Raw genomic sequence first — 14,541 nt, 5'->3', positions numbered from 1 at the left:
GTGACATGTACGGAATTGAGGCATGTTGATGGATCAGCAGCATTCACCCGGCGACTCGAAACACTCGGCGGACGAGTCGAATATCGCGATCATCGGCATGGCCGGCCGATTCCCCGGGGCGGACAACGTCGAGACGTTCTGGCGCAACATCAGCACCGGCGTGGAATCGTTCACCCGATTCTCCGACGAGGAGCTGATCGACGCGGGGGTCAGTCCGGCGACCTTCCAGCAGCCGAACTATGTGAGAAGCCGGCCGATCCTCGAGGACATCCGGGGATTCGACGCCGGATTCTTTGGTTACAACCCGCGTGAGGCGACATTGGCCGATCCGCAGCAGCGGATCTTCCTTGAGGTCGCTTGGGAGGTCCTCGAAGCCGCCGGGTACGGCTCGCCTGATGCGCGCGGCAGCGTGGGCGTTTTCGCGGGCACCAACATCAGCGGTTACCTGCTCACCCGGCTGAGGGCGTTCGAGATGGGCATCGACCCGTCCGCCCTGATGATCGGCAACGACAAGGACGCGCTCACCACGAACGTCTCCTTCCGCCTCAACCTCTCGGGCCCAAGTGTGGCCGTGCAGACGTTCTGCTCGACCTCCCTGGTCGCCGTGCACCTGGCGAGCGACGCGCTGCGCCGGGGCGACTGTGAGATCGCGCTGGCCGGCGGCGTGTCCGTACGCATCCCCGACCGGGTCGGGTACCTGTGGGAGGAGGGCGGCCAGGAGTCGCCCGACGGCCATGTGCGTACGTTCGACGCCGAGGGCAAGGGCAGCATGTTCGGCGACGGGGCCGCCGTGGTGGCGCTCAAGCGCCTGGACCGCGCGATCGCCGACCGCGACACCGTGCTCGCCGTCATCCGCGCCTCCGCGATCAACAACGACGGCGCGCTCAAGTTCAGCTACCTCGCGCCCAGCATCGACGGGCAGCGCAGGTGCGTCAGCAGGGCGATCGAGCGGGCCGGGGTCGACCCGTCGGAGATCTCGTACGTCGAGGCGCACGGCACCGCGACCGAGGTGGGCGACCCGATGGAGGTGGCCGCCCTGACCAGCGCCTTCGGCCCCACCAAGGACAAGCAGTACTGCCTGCTCGGCTCCATCAAGCCGAACGTCGGCCACCTCGACCGGGCCTCGGGCGTCACCGGGCTCATCAAGGTCGTCCAGTCCCTGCGCAACGAGCTCATCCCGGGCACCCTGCACTACACCTCCCCGAACCGGGAGATCGACTTCGACAGCAGCCCGTTCCGTGTCACCTCCGAGGTCACCCCGTGGCCGCGTGACGACGACCGGCCCCGGATCGCGGGCATCAGCTCGCTCGGCATGGGCGGCACGAACGCGCACGCCATCGTCACCGAGGCCCCACGGCCCGAGCGGCGCCCCGAGCGCTCCCGTCGCTGGCAGGTGCTGCCGCTGTCGGCCCGCTCCGAGTCGGCCGCCGAGAACGCCTGCGTCCGGCTCGCCGACCGGCTGGAGATCGACTCCGACCTCGAACTGGGCGACGTCGCCTACACGCTGCAGGTCGGCCGCAAGGTCTTCAACCACCGCAGGGTCGTCGTGGCCGACTCGACCGGCCGCGCCGCCACTCTGCTGGCCGACCCGGCCGGGCGGCTGGGCCGTAACGACGCGACCGTGGGCCGCCGGGTCGGCTTCCTGATCGCCGGGGTCGGCGAGCAGTACCCCGGCATGGTGGCCGCGCTCTACGCCGACGAGCCCGCCTTCCGCGACGACGTCGACGAGTGCCTGACCGTCCTCGGCCTCACCGAGGCCGCGCAGCTGTCCGACGTCTTCGTGCCCGCCGAACGCCGGGACACGAGCGGCGACCTGGCCCGGCTCCTGGGCCGGACCGGCGACGCGGCGGCCCCCTCCACGGTCGAGGCGCACCTGATCCAGCCCGCCGTCTTCGTGGCGGAGTACGCGCTGGCCCGCCAGCTCATCCGCTGGGGCATCGCCCCCGAGATCATGGTCGGCTACAGCCTCGGCGAGTACGTGGCCGCCTGCCTGTCGGGCGTCCTCTCGCTCCCCGACGCGCTGCGGCTGGTCGCCTACCGGGCCAAGCTGATCACCTCGCAGCCCGAGGGCGCCATGCTCGCGGTGGCCGCCGACGAGCGGCGGCTGCGCGCGGTGCTCGGCGACCTGCTGACCCGCGACCTGGACGTGGCGGTGCGCACCGGCTCGCAGCTCGTCCTGGCCGGGCCCGTCGCGGCGGTCGAGGCGGCCGGCGCGCTGCTGCTGGAGGCGAAGATCGGCTGCCGCCGCCTGGACACCACGCACGCCTTCCACTCCCGGATGCTGGAGCCGGTGGCCACCGAGCTGACCGCCTGGATCAGCGACAACGTCACCCTGCACCCCCCGGTCATCCCGTACGTCAGCAACGTCACCGGCCGTCTGGCCACCGCGGACGTCGTCACCGACCCCGGCTACTGGTCGCGGCACATGTGCGAGACCGTGGAGTTCGGCGCCGGGCTCGCGCACGTGCTCGGCTCCGGCGACCTCGCCCTGGTGGAGATCGGCCCCGGCCAGTCGCTCGGCGCGCTCACCCGCGGCCACCCGGAGTGCGACCGCGCCCAGTGGCCGCTGATCGTCACCACGCTGCCCGCCGCGAACGACCGCCTCGACACCCACGCCGCCACCGCCACGGCCGTCGGCAAGCTCTGGCTGGCCGGCGTCTCCGTCGACTGGGCGGCGCTGCACGCCGGCTGGGCGCCCGGGCGGATCCCGCTGCCGACCTACCCCTTCGAGCACCAGGACTACTGGCTGGAGATCGACCAGACCGCGGCGAGCACCGGCGCGCCCGCGATCGACGACAGCGACCCCACCAGCATCCTGAACGCCCTGCCCCGGCTGCCCGACGAGCGCTGGATCAACGTGCCGACCTGGCGGCAGACCGCGCCGCGCCCGGCACGCGAGGAGGAGGCGGGCCGCTGGCTGGTCTACACCGACGCGGGCCGTGCCGACACGCTGGCCACCGCGCTGCGCGCGCACCTGGAGGCGGCGGGGCACCAGGTGGTGCTGATCCGTCCCGGTGAGCGGTTCGCCGCCGGACCCGACGGCCTGGTGGTCCGGCCCGGCTCGCCGGAGGACGCCGTCAGCGCGCTGCGTACCCTGGCCGAGCGGGACTTCGAGCCCGAGCGCGTGGTGCACCTGTGGACCGCCGAGGAGAACCCCGACTCGACCGACGAGTGCCTGCGGCGCGGCCTGCACACCCTGGTCGCGCTCGCGCGGGCCGCGGGCGACATGGGCATCACGCGGTGGTCGCTGGACATCGTCACCATCGGCGGCCAGCGGGTCCTCCCCGGCGACCGGGTCATCCCGGAACGCGGCACCCTGCTCGGCCCGACCCGCCTGATCCCGGTCGAGTACCCGCGCGTGCGCACCCGCCTGATCGACATCGACACGGCGTCGTCGCCACGCGACCTCCTCACCGAGCTGCGCGCCGAACCCGCCGACCAGGTCGTGGGGCTGCGGAGTGGCCGGCGCTGGGTCCCGGAGTACGAGGTGCTCGACGCGTCGTGCATCGACCAGGACTCCCCCAAGGCCCAGGTACGCCGGGGCGGCACGTACCTCGTGACCGGCGGCCTCGGCGGCATCGGCCTGGCCATGGCCGAACGGCTCGCCGAGCACTACCAGGCCCGCCTCGTCCTGATGGGCCGCACCCCCGTGCCGCCCAAAGACCAGTGGGGCCCCATCCTGGCCTCGGAGCGCACCGCCGACGAGGTGCGCCGGCGGATCGAGGGGCTGCGGCGGCTGGAGGCCGCGGGCATCCAGGTCATCACGGTCGCCGGCGACGTCTCCCAGCCCGATGACGTACGGCGGGCGGTCGGCGCGGCGATCGAGACGTTCGGCGAGCTCAACGGCGTGCTGCACTGCGCCGGGGTGCCCGCCGTCGGCCTGATGCAGTTCAAGACGGCCGCCGACATCCAGCGCACGCTGGCGCCGAAGGTGGCGGGCACGCTGGCCATCGGCGAGGCGTTAAAGGACGTGCCGGTCGATTTCGTGGCGTTGTTCTCCTCCACCACGTCGGCGACCGGCGGCGGCGCGGGCCAGGTCGACTACTGCGCCGCCAACGCCTACCTCGACGCGTACGCGCTCAGCGACCCGCTGCCCGGCGTGACCGTGGCGGCGATCGACTGGTGCGAGTGGACCTGGAACGGCTGGACCGACGGCCTGGAGAACTACGACGAGGGCTCCAAGCACTACTTCACCTGGTACCGGGAGAACTTCGGCATCACCTTCGACCAGGGCTACGAGACGCTGCTGCGCGTACTGGCCAGCGGCGAGGCCCACGTGATCACCTCGACGCAGGACTTCGCCCCGCTGGTCGCGATGAGCCGCCGCTCGTCGATCGAGAGCCACCAGGCCACGGTGAAGAAGATCCGCGACGCGTTCGGCCGCCACCCGCGGCCCGAGCTGTCGACCGCCTACGTCGAGCCGCAGTCACCGGCCGAGGAGGCCATCACCGCGGTCTGGGCCGAGGCGCTCGGCCTGGAGCAGGTCGGCATCCACGACAACTTCTTCGAGCTCGGCGGCAACTCGCTGCTCGGCATGGAGATCATCGCCGAGGTCCGCAAGGCCCTCGAACTGTCCTACCTGCCCCCGCACATCCTCTACCAGTCGCCCACGGTCGCCTCGCTCGCCGAAGCCGCGACCTCGGGAGGCGAACAGGACCAGCAGACCCTCGGGGCCCTCGACCAGCGGCGGTCCCGCATCGAACAGCGACGCAACATGCTCCGCGGGAAGGCGGCAACATGACGGACACTGAGCCGGACTACGACTCGGCGGTCGCCCTGATCGGGATGTCCGGTCGCTTTCCGGGGGCGAGCAGCGTCGGCGAGCTGTGGCGCAACGTGCTCGCCGGGATCAAGGGACTGCGCGAGATCACCGACGAGGAGCTGGCCGAGTCCGGCGTCGAGCCGGGCAAGGTGGCCGACCCGCGCTACGTCCGCGTCGGCGGCCCGATCGACGGCCTCGACCAGTTCGACGCCACGGTCTTCGGGATCAACCCGCGCGAGGCCGAGACGATGGACCCCCAGCACAAGCTGTTCCTCGAATGCTCGTGGGAGGCGCTGGAGAGCGCGGGCTACTGCCCGACCGACACGCCGGGACAGGTCGCCGTCTTCGCCGGCTGTGGCTTCCCCGACTACATCGTGCAGAACATCCAGCACCTCGCCGGCCAGCCGGGCGGCGCGCTGCTCATGGCCACCGGCAACGAGCGCGACTCCCTGGCCTCGACCGTCTCCTACAAGCTCGGGCTGCGCGGCCCGGCCGTCACCGTGCAGACCTTCTGCTCCACCTCGCTGGTGTCGGTGCACCTGGCCTGCCAGAGCCTGCTGACGTACGAGTGCGACATCGCGCTGGCGGGCGGCGCGTTCACGCCGCTCCCCCAGCCCGCCGGTTACCTGTACGAGCAGGGGGGCATCATGTCGCCCGACGGCCGGGTGCGCAGCTTCGACGCCGAGGCGGGCGGCACGGTCATGGGCAGCGGCGTCGGCACGGTCGCGCTCAAGCGCATGTCCGACGCGCTCAAGGACGGCGACGTCATCCACGCGGTCATCCTCGGCTCGGCGGCCAACAACGACGGCCGGACGCGCGCCGGATACACCGCGCCCGGCGTCGACGGGCAGGCCGAGGTCATCGAGTCCGCGCTGGGCGTGGCCGGGGTCAAGCCCGACACCGTCGGCTACGTCGAGTGCCACGCGACCGGCACCATGCTGGGCGACTCGATCGAGCTCGCCGCGATGAACCGGGTGTTCGCCCAGCCCCGCGAGACGCCGTGCGTGCTGGGCTCGCTCAAGCCCAGCATCGGTCACCTCGACCGCGCCTCCGGTGTCACCGGGCTGATGCGCGCCGCGCTCACCCTCAAGAACGAGCTGCTGCCGGGCACCCCGCACTACGAGACGCCCAACCCGGCGCTGGCGACGGCGCGGGACCGGTTCACCGTGCTCACCGAGCACCAGGCCTGGCCCGCGGGTCCGCACCCGCGGCGGGCCGGGGTCAGCTCCTTCGGGCTCGGCGGCACCAACGCGCACGTGGTGCTGGAGCAGGCGCCGGTACGGCCGGCGCGGGCGGCCCGGCCGGGACCGCACCTGCTGACGTTCTCGGCCGCCGACGGGCAGGCACTGTCCGACCTCACCGGTCTGTTGCGGGAGCACCTCTCCGGTGACCTCGCCGACGACCTGGCGGATGTGGCGTACACGCTGCAGGTGTCGCGCGGCGGCTTCGCGACGCGGCGCGCGGTCGTGGTCCGGGACCGGGAGGACGCGGTCGCGGCGCTCAGCGATCCGGCGCGCTGGATCGACGCCAAGACGCAGCGCCGCAACCCCAAGGTCCGGCTGGTCACGGCGGGCGGCGACGTACCGGCCGCCTGGTGGGCGGACCTGCGGGCGGCGGCCGACCGGCTGACCCGCCCCGGCGCCGCCGGCGCTGCCGCCTCTCCCGGTGCCGCTGGCGCCACCGGTACCATCGGCGCCACCGCCTCACCCGAGGACGCGGTCGCGGCGCTCGCCGAGGCGCTCACCGCACTCAGTGTCCGCCTGCTCCACGACGGGGCCGACACGTCCGGCGTCGAGGAGATCGCCGTGGCCCCCGCCGGCGACGAGAGCGCCGCCGAGTGGCTCCTGGCCACTCTTGGCAAGCTGTGGCAGGCCGGCGCCGCCATCGACTGGGCGGTGCTGCACCAGGGCGCGGGCCTGCGGGTGGAGCTGCCCACCTACCCCTGGCAGAAGCGCCGGTTCTGGGTCAAGGCCAACCCGAGCATGATGGCCGCGCCCCCGAGCACCGGCAAGACGTTCGACCGCTCGAAGTGGACGCACCTGCCGACCTGGCGGCAGCGGCCCCTTACCCTCAACGGCCTGGACGAGCAGCTCAGGCTGGCCGGTCCCTGGCTGGTCTTCACCGACGACGCCCGGGGCGAGGCCCTGGTCGAGCGGCTGACCGAGGCGGGCGCCGAGGTGACCGCGGTGCGCCGGGGTGACCGGTTCGACGAGGACGACACCGGACATTTCACGATTCGCCCCGACAAGGCGGACGACATGGCCGAGGTGCTCTACTCGCTCGTGGTCAATCCGCGCTCGATCATTCACGCCTTCAGCCTGTCCGCCGCCGAGGCGGGGCCGGACCCGGTCGCCCACTTCGACGCCGAGCAGAGCCGCGGCTTCTACTCGGCCCTCGCGCTGGCCCGCGAGCTCGTCGACAACACCGGCTCCGCACCGCGCGCCGAGCTGGTCCTGCTGACGTCGGGAGCGGTGGGCGTGGTCGGCTCTGACCTGCGCCACCCCGAGCACGCGACGCTCGCCGCGCTGGCGCCGAGCCTGCAGCAGGAGAACCCGCGCCTGCGCTGCCGCCACATCGACGTCGGGTCCGACATCGATCCCGAGCAGCTCGCCACGCAGATCCTGGCCGCTTCCGTCGCCCCGCACGAGGGGCCGGTCGCGGTGCGCTCGGGCGAGACGTGGCTGCGGCAGTACGAGCAGTACCCCATCGACGAGCCCGGCCCGGAGGAGCGGCCGTTCCGCGACGGCGACACCGTGCTGATCACCGGCGGTCTCGGCGACGTCGGCCTCGTGCTCTCCCGCCACCTGGCCGCCCGGTACGGCTGCCGCCTGGTGCTCACCGCCCGCGCCCCGCTGCCACCCCGCGAGGAGTGGGACGCCTTCCTGGCCGCGGTGCCGCCGGGCGGGGAGCGTACGGCACGGCACATCCGCAACATCCGCGACCTGGAGGAGCGCGGCGCCACCGTGCTCGCCCTGTCGGCCGACGTGGCCGACGAGGCCGGGATGCGGGCGGTCGTCGAGGCGGCGGTCGAGCGCTTCGGCGGCATCGACGTGGCCGTGCACGGCGCGGGCGTCCAGGACGGCGGCTACTTCAACTTCGCCCACCTCATGGACCGCGACCAGTGCGACGCCCACCTGGCCGCCAAGGTCAAGGGCTTCCACGTGCTGGAGGCCGTACTGGGCGAGCAGGCCCGCGACCGGCGCGTCACGCTGTCGTCGATCGCGGCGGTGCTCGGCGGGATGACGCTGGCGCCGTACGCGGCGGCGAACGCGGCGCTGGACGCCTACATCCGGGTGGCCCGGCTGGGCGGCGGCCGGTGGATCACCGTCGACTGGGACACCTGGAACATCGACCCGGACCGCCTCGAAGGCCACAGCGGCGCGGTGATCGACTACGCGATGACGCCCGCGGAGGGCGTGGACGTGTTCGAGCGGGCGCTGTCAGCCGCCGACCGCGTCGGGCACCTGGTCATCTCGACCGGCTCGCTGGAGGCGCGCATCGCGCAGTGGGTCACCGGTGACATCCATGACGCCGGCGACGACGATCTCGACGACGACCGCGAGCGCCACCCGCGCCCGGACCTGAGCACCCCGTACGTCGAGCCGAACGAGGGCACCGAGGCCACGCTGTCCGGCATCTGGTCGAGAGTGCTGGGCATCGACCCGATCGGCGCCACGGACAACTTCTTCGAGCTCGGCGGCCACTCGCTGCTCGCGATCGAGCTGACCACGCGGATCCGCAAGGCCCTGAACGCCTCGGTGCCGGTCACCGGGCTGCTGGAGTGCCCGACGGTCCGCCAGCTGGCCGCGCTGCTGGACTCCAGGGAGGACGCGTGAAGCAGCCCGAGTATCTCCGCAAGATCCAGAGCTTCGCCCGGCGCGAGCTGCTCGACAAGGACGCCTACCTGGACTCGCTGGCCGAGGCGCCGATGCCGCTCTACCAGCGCTTCACCGACACCGGCCTGGCGAACTGGTGGCTGCCCAAGGAGTCGGGCGGGCTCGGGCTGGGCCTGGAGGAGAGCGTCCGCATCGTCTCCGAACTGGCCTACGCCGACGCGGGCGTGGCGTTCACGCTGTTCATCCCGGTGCTCACGACGAGCATGGTCCAGTGGTACGGCTCCGCCGAGCTCCGGGAGCACCACCTGGGCCGTATGGCGGCGGAGAACGGGTTCTGCGCGACGCTCGGCAGCGAGCACGCGGCGGGCAGCGAGCTGGCCCGGATCTCCACCACGGCGACCCGCGACGGCGACGAGATCGTGCTCAACGGCCAGAAGGCGTTCTCCACCAACACCGACTTCGCGCAGTTCATCGTGGTGATCGCGCGGGCCCAGGACGACCCGGCGGGCTACCTCGCGGTCCTGGTGCCGCGCGACACACCCGGCATCCGCGTGGACAAGCGGTGGGACGTCATCGGGCTGCGCTCGTCGGCGACCTACCAGGTCTCGCTCACCGGCTGCCGGGTGCCCGCGGCGAACGTACTGCGCGGCAACGGCCTGCGGCTGCTGGAGGTCGGCCTGAACGCCAGCCGCATCCTCATCGCCACGACCGCGCTCGGCATCGCCCGCCGGGTGCGCGACGTGTGCATGGAGTACGGCAAGTCCAAGTCGGTGAAGGGCTCGCCGCTGGCCAACAACGCGGTGTTCGCGAGTCGTCTGGGCCAGTTCGAGATGCAGATCGACGTGATGGCGAACCAGTGCCTGGCGGCGGCCCGCGCGTACGACGCGGTCGCGGCCCGGCCGGACGCCGGCGAGGAGTTCCTGCGCGTCGGGACGCTCAAGTCGGCGCTCACCGCGAAGATGTTCTGCGGCCAGACGGGGTGGCAGATCGCGTCCACGGCCTCGGAGATGTTCGGCGGGCTCGGCTACACGCACGACTCGGTCATCGGCAAGCTGCTGCGGGACGTGCGCTACGTGTCGATCGTCGAGGGTGGTGACGACGTACTGCGTGACCTGGTGTTCAGCCGGTACGTGGTGCCGGTGTCCAAGCGGTCATGAGGCGGCCGCGGCGGTGACGACCGCCGCGGCGTAGCCCGGCGCGATGTCGAGCCAGCGGACAGGCAGGGCGGCGCCGGGCGGCGAGGGAGGGGAGAGCACGGCCCCATGGGTCGTGCTCTCTTCATGTACGAGGACATTGCGGAGTCCGGCCAGGCCCACGCCGACGGCTTTGACGTACGCCTCCTTGGCCGTCCAGAGGCGGAAATATCCGGTACGGAGGCCGGAAGGGCCCGCCGCGCGCAGCCGGTCGACCTCCTCCGGCTGGTACATGCTGCCGGCCATCGCCAGGCAGTCGAGGTCCTCGCGGATCCGCTCGACGTCCACGCCGACCCTGGAACCCGGCGGCGCCACCGCCACCAGCGCCCACTCCTCGGAGTGGGACAGATTGAAGTCGGGCGCGGTCCGGCCATACGGCGGGGCCACGTACGGCCGCCCGCTGTCCTCCGTGCCGAAGGTCAGACGCGCGGCGCGCACGCCACAGACCTCGCCGAGTATGGCGCGGAGCGCGGCGTGCGCGACCATGAACCGGTGCCGCTCCCGGGCCGAGCCGAGCCGTCGGGCCCGCTCGCGCTCGGCGTCGGAGAGCGAGCGCCACCCGCCCGGCGCCAACGGCCGGTCGAGGTGGATCTTCCACACCCTGGGCTGCGTCATACCCACGCGCGCAGCGCCTCCGAGAGGTGCTTGTACGTCAGCTTCGCCTGCTCGAAGACGGCGAAGTGCCCGCCGACGTAGGTGTGCAGGTCGAACCGCCCGGTCGTCTGGTCCCGCCACGCGGCCACCAGCTCCCGGCCGGCCCTCGGGTCGTCGGTGCTGGGCAGCGCGGTGATCGGGACGTTCAGCGGGGGTTCGGGATAGTACGCGTAGGTCTCCTTGACGCTGAAGTCGGCCTGCATGGCGGGCAGGATCATCTCCAGCACGGACGGGTCGTTCAGCAGCCAGTCGGGGGTCCCGCCGAGCTTGCGCAGCAGCTCCACCAGCTCGGCGCTGCTCATCCCGCGCACCGGCGGCCCGTCGTCGAACGGCCGGTGCGGCGCGACGCAGCCGGAGACGAACAGGTGCACCGGCTCGGGGCCGCCCCGGCGGCGGATCTCCCTCAGCAGTTCGAAGGAGACCAGCGCGCCCAGGCTGTGTCCATAGACGGCGTACCGGCGGCCTCCGCTCACCTCGGCCAGGATGACATCGGCCAGATCGGACACCAACGGCGCCATCCGCTCGTACGGAGGCTCGCGCAGCCGGTTCTCCCGCCCTGCGGGCTGGACCGGCAGCACCGCCACACCCGGCAACCGGTGCTGCCACGCCCGGTAGGCGGAGGCCCCGCCCCCGGCGTGCGGCAGGCAGAACAGCGCGAGCGCGTCGGCCGCCGCGCCGGTCTGTGCCCGGAACGGCAGCCACCGCTGGATCGCGTCTTCGCTGGTCACATCATTGACGGTCATCGTGCCTCAATCCAGGATCTCTAGCTTCACGTACGGCGGAGGCGGCTGCACGTTCGTCAGATCGGCCTCCAGCACCACGTGGGCGCCGTTCCGCTCCACCTCCCTGAAACCCGCGAACGCGTAGGTGACCTGCATCATCCGGTTACGTCCCGTCTCCACGAAGTCGGCCCGCACCGAGACACCGGCCTCCTTCGCCAGCCGCATGACGTGGTTGAGCATGACCATCCCGACCCCGCGCGACATCACCCGGCACGACATCAACATCATGCACAGGCGCCAGACCGTCTCCTCCTTCTCCACCAGCGCGAGCCCGATCTTGCCGTAGCTGCCGAACCGGTCGGTCAGCGAGGCCACCAGCAGCAGGTGGTCCGGCGACTCGCGCAGCTCGTCGAGCTCCTCGTAGGAGTAGGTGCGGCCGGTCGAGTTGAGCTGGTTGGTGCGTACCGTCAGCTCCTCGGCCCGCTGGAGGTCCTCCCGGCGGGCCGGCGCGATGGTGAACGCCATCTTCAGCCCGGCCAGGAACTCCTCGTTGGTGCCGACGAACTCGCTCTCCAGCTCGTCCCTGGCGATCTGCCCCTGGTACATGCCGCGCCGCTGCGCCGACTCGTCGGTGACGAACCGGGGGGTGAACTCCGGCCGTACCAGCGCCTCGTCCACGTCGGCGACGTCGACGCAGGTCACCTCCGGCACCTCGTGCGCCACCTCGGCGCGCTCGAACTCCTGGTCGTCCACGAACGCGAACGCGTCGAGCCCGAGGTTGAGCGCCTTGGAGATCTGGCGGATCGAGTCGGACTTGGCGTTCCAGTTGATCCGCGGGTAGAGGAACAGGTCGTCGAGGCCGAGCTCGCGCAGCTTGCCGAACGCCGCCTCGTGGTCGTTCTTGCTGGCCACCGAGTGCAGCACGCCCATGCGGTCCAGCCGTCTGATGTGCTCGACGACCGCCGGACGTACCGTGACGTTCTCGTCCTCCAGCAGCACGCCGTCCCACAGCGTGTTGTCGAGGTCCCACACGACGCACTTGATGCGGCCCTGCTTGGGCTTCTCGTGGAGTACGGCCACACTCATGACGTCACCTCCCGGTCCGCCTGGCCGGCGATCGTGATGCGCTGGATCTCGTTGCTGCCCTCGATGATCTCCATGACCTTGGCGTCCCGGTAGAAGCGGGCCACGGGATAGTCGGGGCTGCAGCCGTTGGCGCCGTGGATCTGGACCGCCTCCGACGCGTGCCTGGCGGCCGCGGTGGACGCGAAGTACTTCGCCACCCAGGTCGCCATGATCGTGGAGGCCTCACCGGCGTCCTTGAGCCGCCCCGCCTCGGCCAGCAGCAGCCGGGCCGCCCGCGCGTCGGTGACCATGTCGGACAGCTTGGCCTGGATCAGCGGCAGGTCCCGCAGCACCGAGCCGCCGACCTCGCGCGCCGAGGTGTACGTCGCCGACGCCTCCAGGCACGCCTGGATGATGCCGACCGACCCGGCCGCCACGCTGTAGCGACCGAGGTCCAGCGTGCCGGTGAGCACCATGCCCGCGGTGAACCCGCTGGGCCCGAGCAGCGCGTCGGCGTCGAGGCGGACGTCGTCGAACGTCACCTCCGCGAGCATCGACGCGCGGGTGCCCAGCATGTCGTCGATCGGGCGCACCTCGACCCCGGGACTCTCCCTGGGCACCAGGAACGCGCCGATGCTCGACGCGGTGCGGGCGAACACCAGGTACAGGTCCGCCCGCTGGCCGCCGGTGATCCACTTCTTGCCGCCGTTGAGCACCCAGCCCGTACCGGACTGGACGGCGGTCGTGGTGATGCCCGAGGTGTCGCTGCCCGCGCCGGGCTCCGACAGGCAGAACGCGCCCAGGACCGTACCCTTGGCCAGGGCCGGGGCCCACTTCTGCCGCTGCGCCGCGCTGCCCCACCGCTGCACCGCCCACGACACCATGGTGTGAACCGTGAGCAGGCTGCGGACCGACGAACAGCCGCGGCCCACCTCCTCGTGGACCTCGCCGAGGGTGACCAGGTCCATTCCGGCGCCGCCCACCTCCTCGGGCAGGAAGGGGGCCCACAGGCCCGCCTCGGCCATCCGGTCCAGCAGTTCCTCGGGGATGTAGCCGGCCTGGTCGTACGCCTCGGCGTACGGAACGATGAAGGTGTCCACGAACGCGCGGGCGCTGGCCCGGTCGGTGACCGGGAGCGTCTTTTGCGCGACCGGCGCCTGGGTGACGATCGTCACGCGGCCAGCTCCTCCGACAGCCGGCCCACCAGCTCGGCCATCGAGCCGGCGGTCCGGAAGTTGTCGATGCGCAGCTCCTCGTTCGGGATGGTGACCTCGAAGGTCTTCTCCACGAACATCACCAGCTCCATCGCGAACAGCGAGTTGACGAAGCCCAGGGAGAAGATGTCCTGGTCTCCGGTGATCTCGGCCTGCGGGTAGCGGCTGCGGACGAAAGCGAGGATCTGCGCCTCAGCGGTGTTCGACATTGCTGAGCTCCTTTTCAGTGGTTTCGTTGGTTAGTTGGCGTAGGTGAAGAAGCCGCGTCCGGACTTGCGTCCGTGCAGGCCGGCGTCGGTCATCTGCTTGAGCAGCGGGCACGGCCGGTACTTGCTGTCGGCGTAGTGCTCGTACAGCACCTCGACGCTGTAGAGGATGGTGTCGACGCCGATCAGGTCGGCGGTCTCCAGCGGCCCCATGGGGTGGCCGAAGCAGCTGCGGAACACCTCGTCGACGGACTCGGCCGTGGCCACGCCCTCGTGGACGAGGTAGGCGGCCTCGTTGACGGTGAGCATGAGCACCCGGTTGGAGATGAAGCCGCACGAGTCCTTGACGTCGACGGCCCGCTTGCCCATGGCGGCCAGCAGGTTCCTGGTCCGCTCGATGGTGTCGGGGGTGGTGTGGAAGCCGGGGATCAGCTCGACGGCCGGCCTGGCGGGCACCGGGTTCATGAAATGTACGCCGATGACCTTGTCGGGACGGCCCGTCACGGCGCCGACCTTGGTGATCGGGATGGCCGAGGTGTTGACGACGAACACGGTGTCGGGTCCGCAGGCCGCGTCGAGCGCCTCGTAGACCTCCCGCTTGACGTCCCAGTTCTCGGTCACGTTCTCGATGACGATCTCCGCCTTGGCCAGGGCGTCGGCGCCGACGGCCGTGGTGATCCTGGCGAGGATCGCGTCCGCGTCCAGGGCCGGGCCGCCCATCAGGCGGCTCATCCGGCTGTTGCGCTCGATGTTCGCGAGCGCCTGCTGGAGGATCTGCTCGTCCTTGTCGACCAGGACCACGTCGTGGCCGGTCTGGGCCAGGTTCTGGGCCACTCCCACGCCCATCACACCGGCGCCCACTACGCCGATCACTGTCATGACTGCTCCA

General features: G+C 71.6%; 9 protein-coding genes. 3 read left to right on the top strand and 6 right to left on the bottom strand.

All coding sequences use genetic code 11. From position 1 onward, the window contains the following. Positions 1-28 precede the first annotated feature (28 nt). Genes AB0B61_RS01465 through AB0B61_RS01455 form a run of 3 tightly spaced genes read left to right on the top strand, consistent with a single transcriptional unit; the run spans position 29 to position 9,755 of the window. On the top strand, positions 29-4,741 hold the full coding sequence (locus AB0B61_RS01465; protein ID WP_358426203.1) for an SDR family NAD(P)-dependent oxidoreductase: 4,713 nt from the start codon (positions 29-31) through the stop codon (positions 4,739-4,741). Beyond that, the gene (locus tag AB0B61_RS01460; RefSeq protein ID WP_358426200.1) at positions 4,738-8,598 is read left to right on the top strand and encodes an SDR family NAD(P)-dependent oxidoreductase; all 3,861 of its coding nucleotides are present in this window, start codon (positions 4,738-4,740) and stop codon (positions 8,596-8,598) included. The genes AB0B61_RS01465 and AB0B61_RS01460 overlap by 4 nt, the downstream gene beginning before the upstream one ends. Next, complete coding sequence (locus AB0B61_RS01455; RefSeq protein WP_358426197.1) at positions 8,595-9,755, top strand: acyl-CoA dehydrogenase family protein; 1,161 nt, start codon at positions 8,595-8,597, stop codon at positions 9,753-9,755. The genes AB0B61_RS01460 and AB0B61_RS01455 overlap by 4 nt, the downstream gene beginning before the upstream one ends. On the opposite strand, the gene AB0B61_RS01450 is transcribed toward AB0B61_RS01455, so the two are convergent. From AB0B61_RS01450 to AB0B61_RS01425, 6 genes are read right to left on the bottom strand one after another with little or no spacing between them, the layout of a single operon-like run. Next, positions 9,750-10,406, bottom strand: coding sequence for a 4'-phosphopantetheinyl transferase superfamily protein (locus tag AB0B61_RS01450; RefSeq protein ID WP_358426194.1), 657 nt, complete (start codon positions 10,404-10,406; stop codon positions 9,750-9,752). The genes AB0B61_RS01455 and AB0B61_RS01450 overlap by 6 nt on opposite strands. After that, complete coding sequence (locus AB0B61_RS01445) at positions 10,403-11,188, bottom strand: thioesterase domain-containing protein (RefSeq protein WP_358426191.1); 786 nt, start codon at positions 11,186-11,188, stop codon at positions 10,403-10,405. The genes AB0B61_RS01450 and AB0B61_RS01445 overlap by 4 nt, the downstream gene beginning before the upstream one ends. A 6-nt stretch (positions 11,189-11,194) precedes the next feature. Then, entirely contained in the window at positions 11,195-12,253 is a 1,059-nt protein-coding gene (locus tag AB0B61_RS01440; protein WP_358426188.1) for an HAD-IIIC family phosphatase, read from the bottom strand. After that, the gene (locus tag AB0B61_RS01435; RefSeq protein ID WP_358426185.1) at positions 12,250-13,407 is read right to left on the bottom strand and encodes an acyl-CoA dehydrogenase family protein; all 1,158 of its coding nucleotides are present in this window, start codon (positions 13,405-13,407) and stop codon (positions 12,250-12,252) included. Before AB0B61_RS01435 ends, AB0B61_RS01440 begins: the two co-directional genes overlap by 4 nt. Beyond that, positions 13,404-13,655, bottom strand: a complete 252-nt coding sequence (locus AB0B61_RS01430) for an acyl carrier protein (protein WP_357942095.1) — start codon at positions 13,653-13,655, stop codon at positions 13,404-13,406. The genes AB0B61_RS01435 and AB0B61_RS01430 overlap by 4 nt, the downstream gene beginning before the upstream one ends. A gap of 30 nt (positions 13,656-13,685) precedes the next feature. Next, positions 13,686-14,531, bottom strand: coding sequence for a 3-hydroxyacyl-CoA dehydrogenase NAD-binding domain-containing protein (locus AB0B61_RS01425; RefSeq protein ID WP_358426182.1), 846 nt, complete (start codon positions 14,529-14,531; stop codon positions 13,686-13,688). Positions 14,532-14,541: the final 10 nt, after the last annotated feature.

This window comes from Nonomuraea sp. NPDC049158 (genome assembly GCF_040648335.1).
Taxonomy (GTDB): Bacteria; Actinomycetota; Actinomycetes; order Streptosporangiales; family Streptosporangiaceae; genus Nonomuraea.
The sequence above is the reverse complement of the archived record's forward strand: the minus strand, read 5'-3'. Positions and strand labels throughout refer to the sequence as shown.

Excerpts from the sequence above, each read along its gene's own strand:
- AB0B61_RS01465 (WP_358426203.1), top strand. The coding sequence starts at position 29 with ATGGATCAGCAGCATTCACCCGGCGACTCGAAACACTCGGCGGACGAG.
- AB0B61_RS01460 (WP_358426200.1), top strand. The coding sequence starts at position 4,738 with ATGACGGACACTGAGCCGGACTACGACTCGGCGGTCGCCCTGATCGGG.
- AB0B61_RS01450 (WP_358426194.1), bottom strand. The coding sequence starts at position 10,406 with ATGACGCAGCCCAGGGTGTGGAAGATCCACCTCGACCGGCCGTTGGCG.
- AB0B61_RS01445 (WP_358426191.1), bottom strand. The coding sequence starts at position 11,188 with ATGACCGTCAATGATGTGACCAGCGAAGACGCGATCCAGCGGTGGCTG.
- AB0B61_RS01440 (WP_358426188.1), bottom strand. The coding sequence starts at position 12,253 with ATGAGTGTGGCCGTACTCCACGAGAAGCCCAAGCAGGGCCGCATCAAG.
- AB0B61_RS01430 (WP_357942095.1), bottom strand. The coding sequence starts at position 13,655 with ATGTCGAACACCGCTGAGGCGCAGATCCTCGCTTTCGTCCGCAGCCGC.
- AB0B61_RS01425 (WP_358426182.1), bottom strand. The coding sequence starts at position 14,531 with ATGACAGTGATCGGCGTAGTGGGCGCCGGTGTGATGGGCGTGGGAGTG.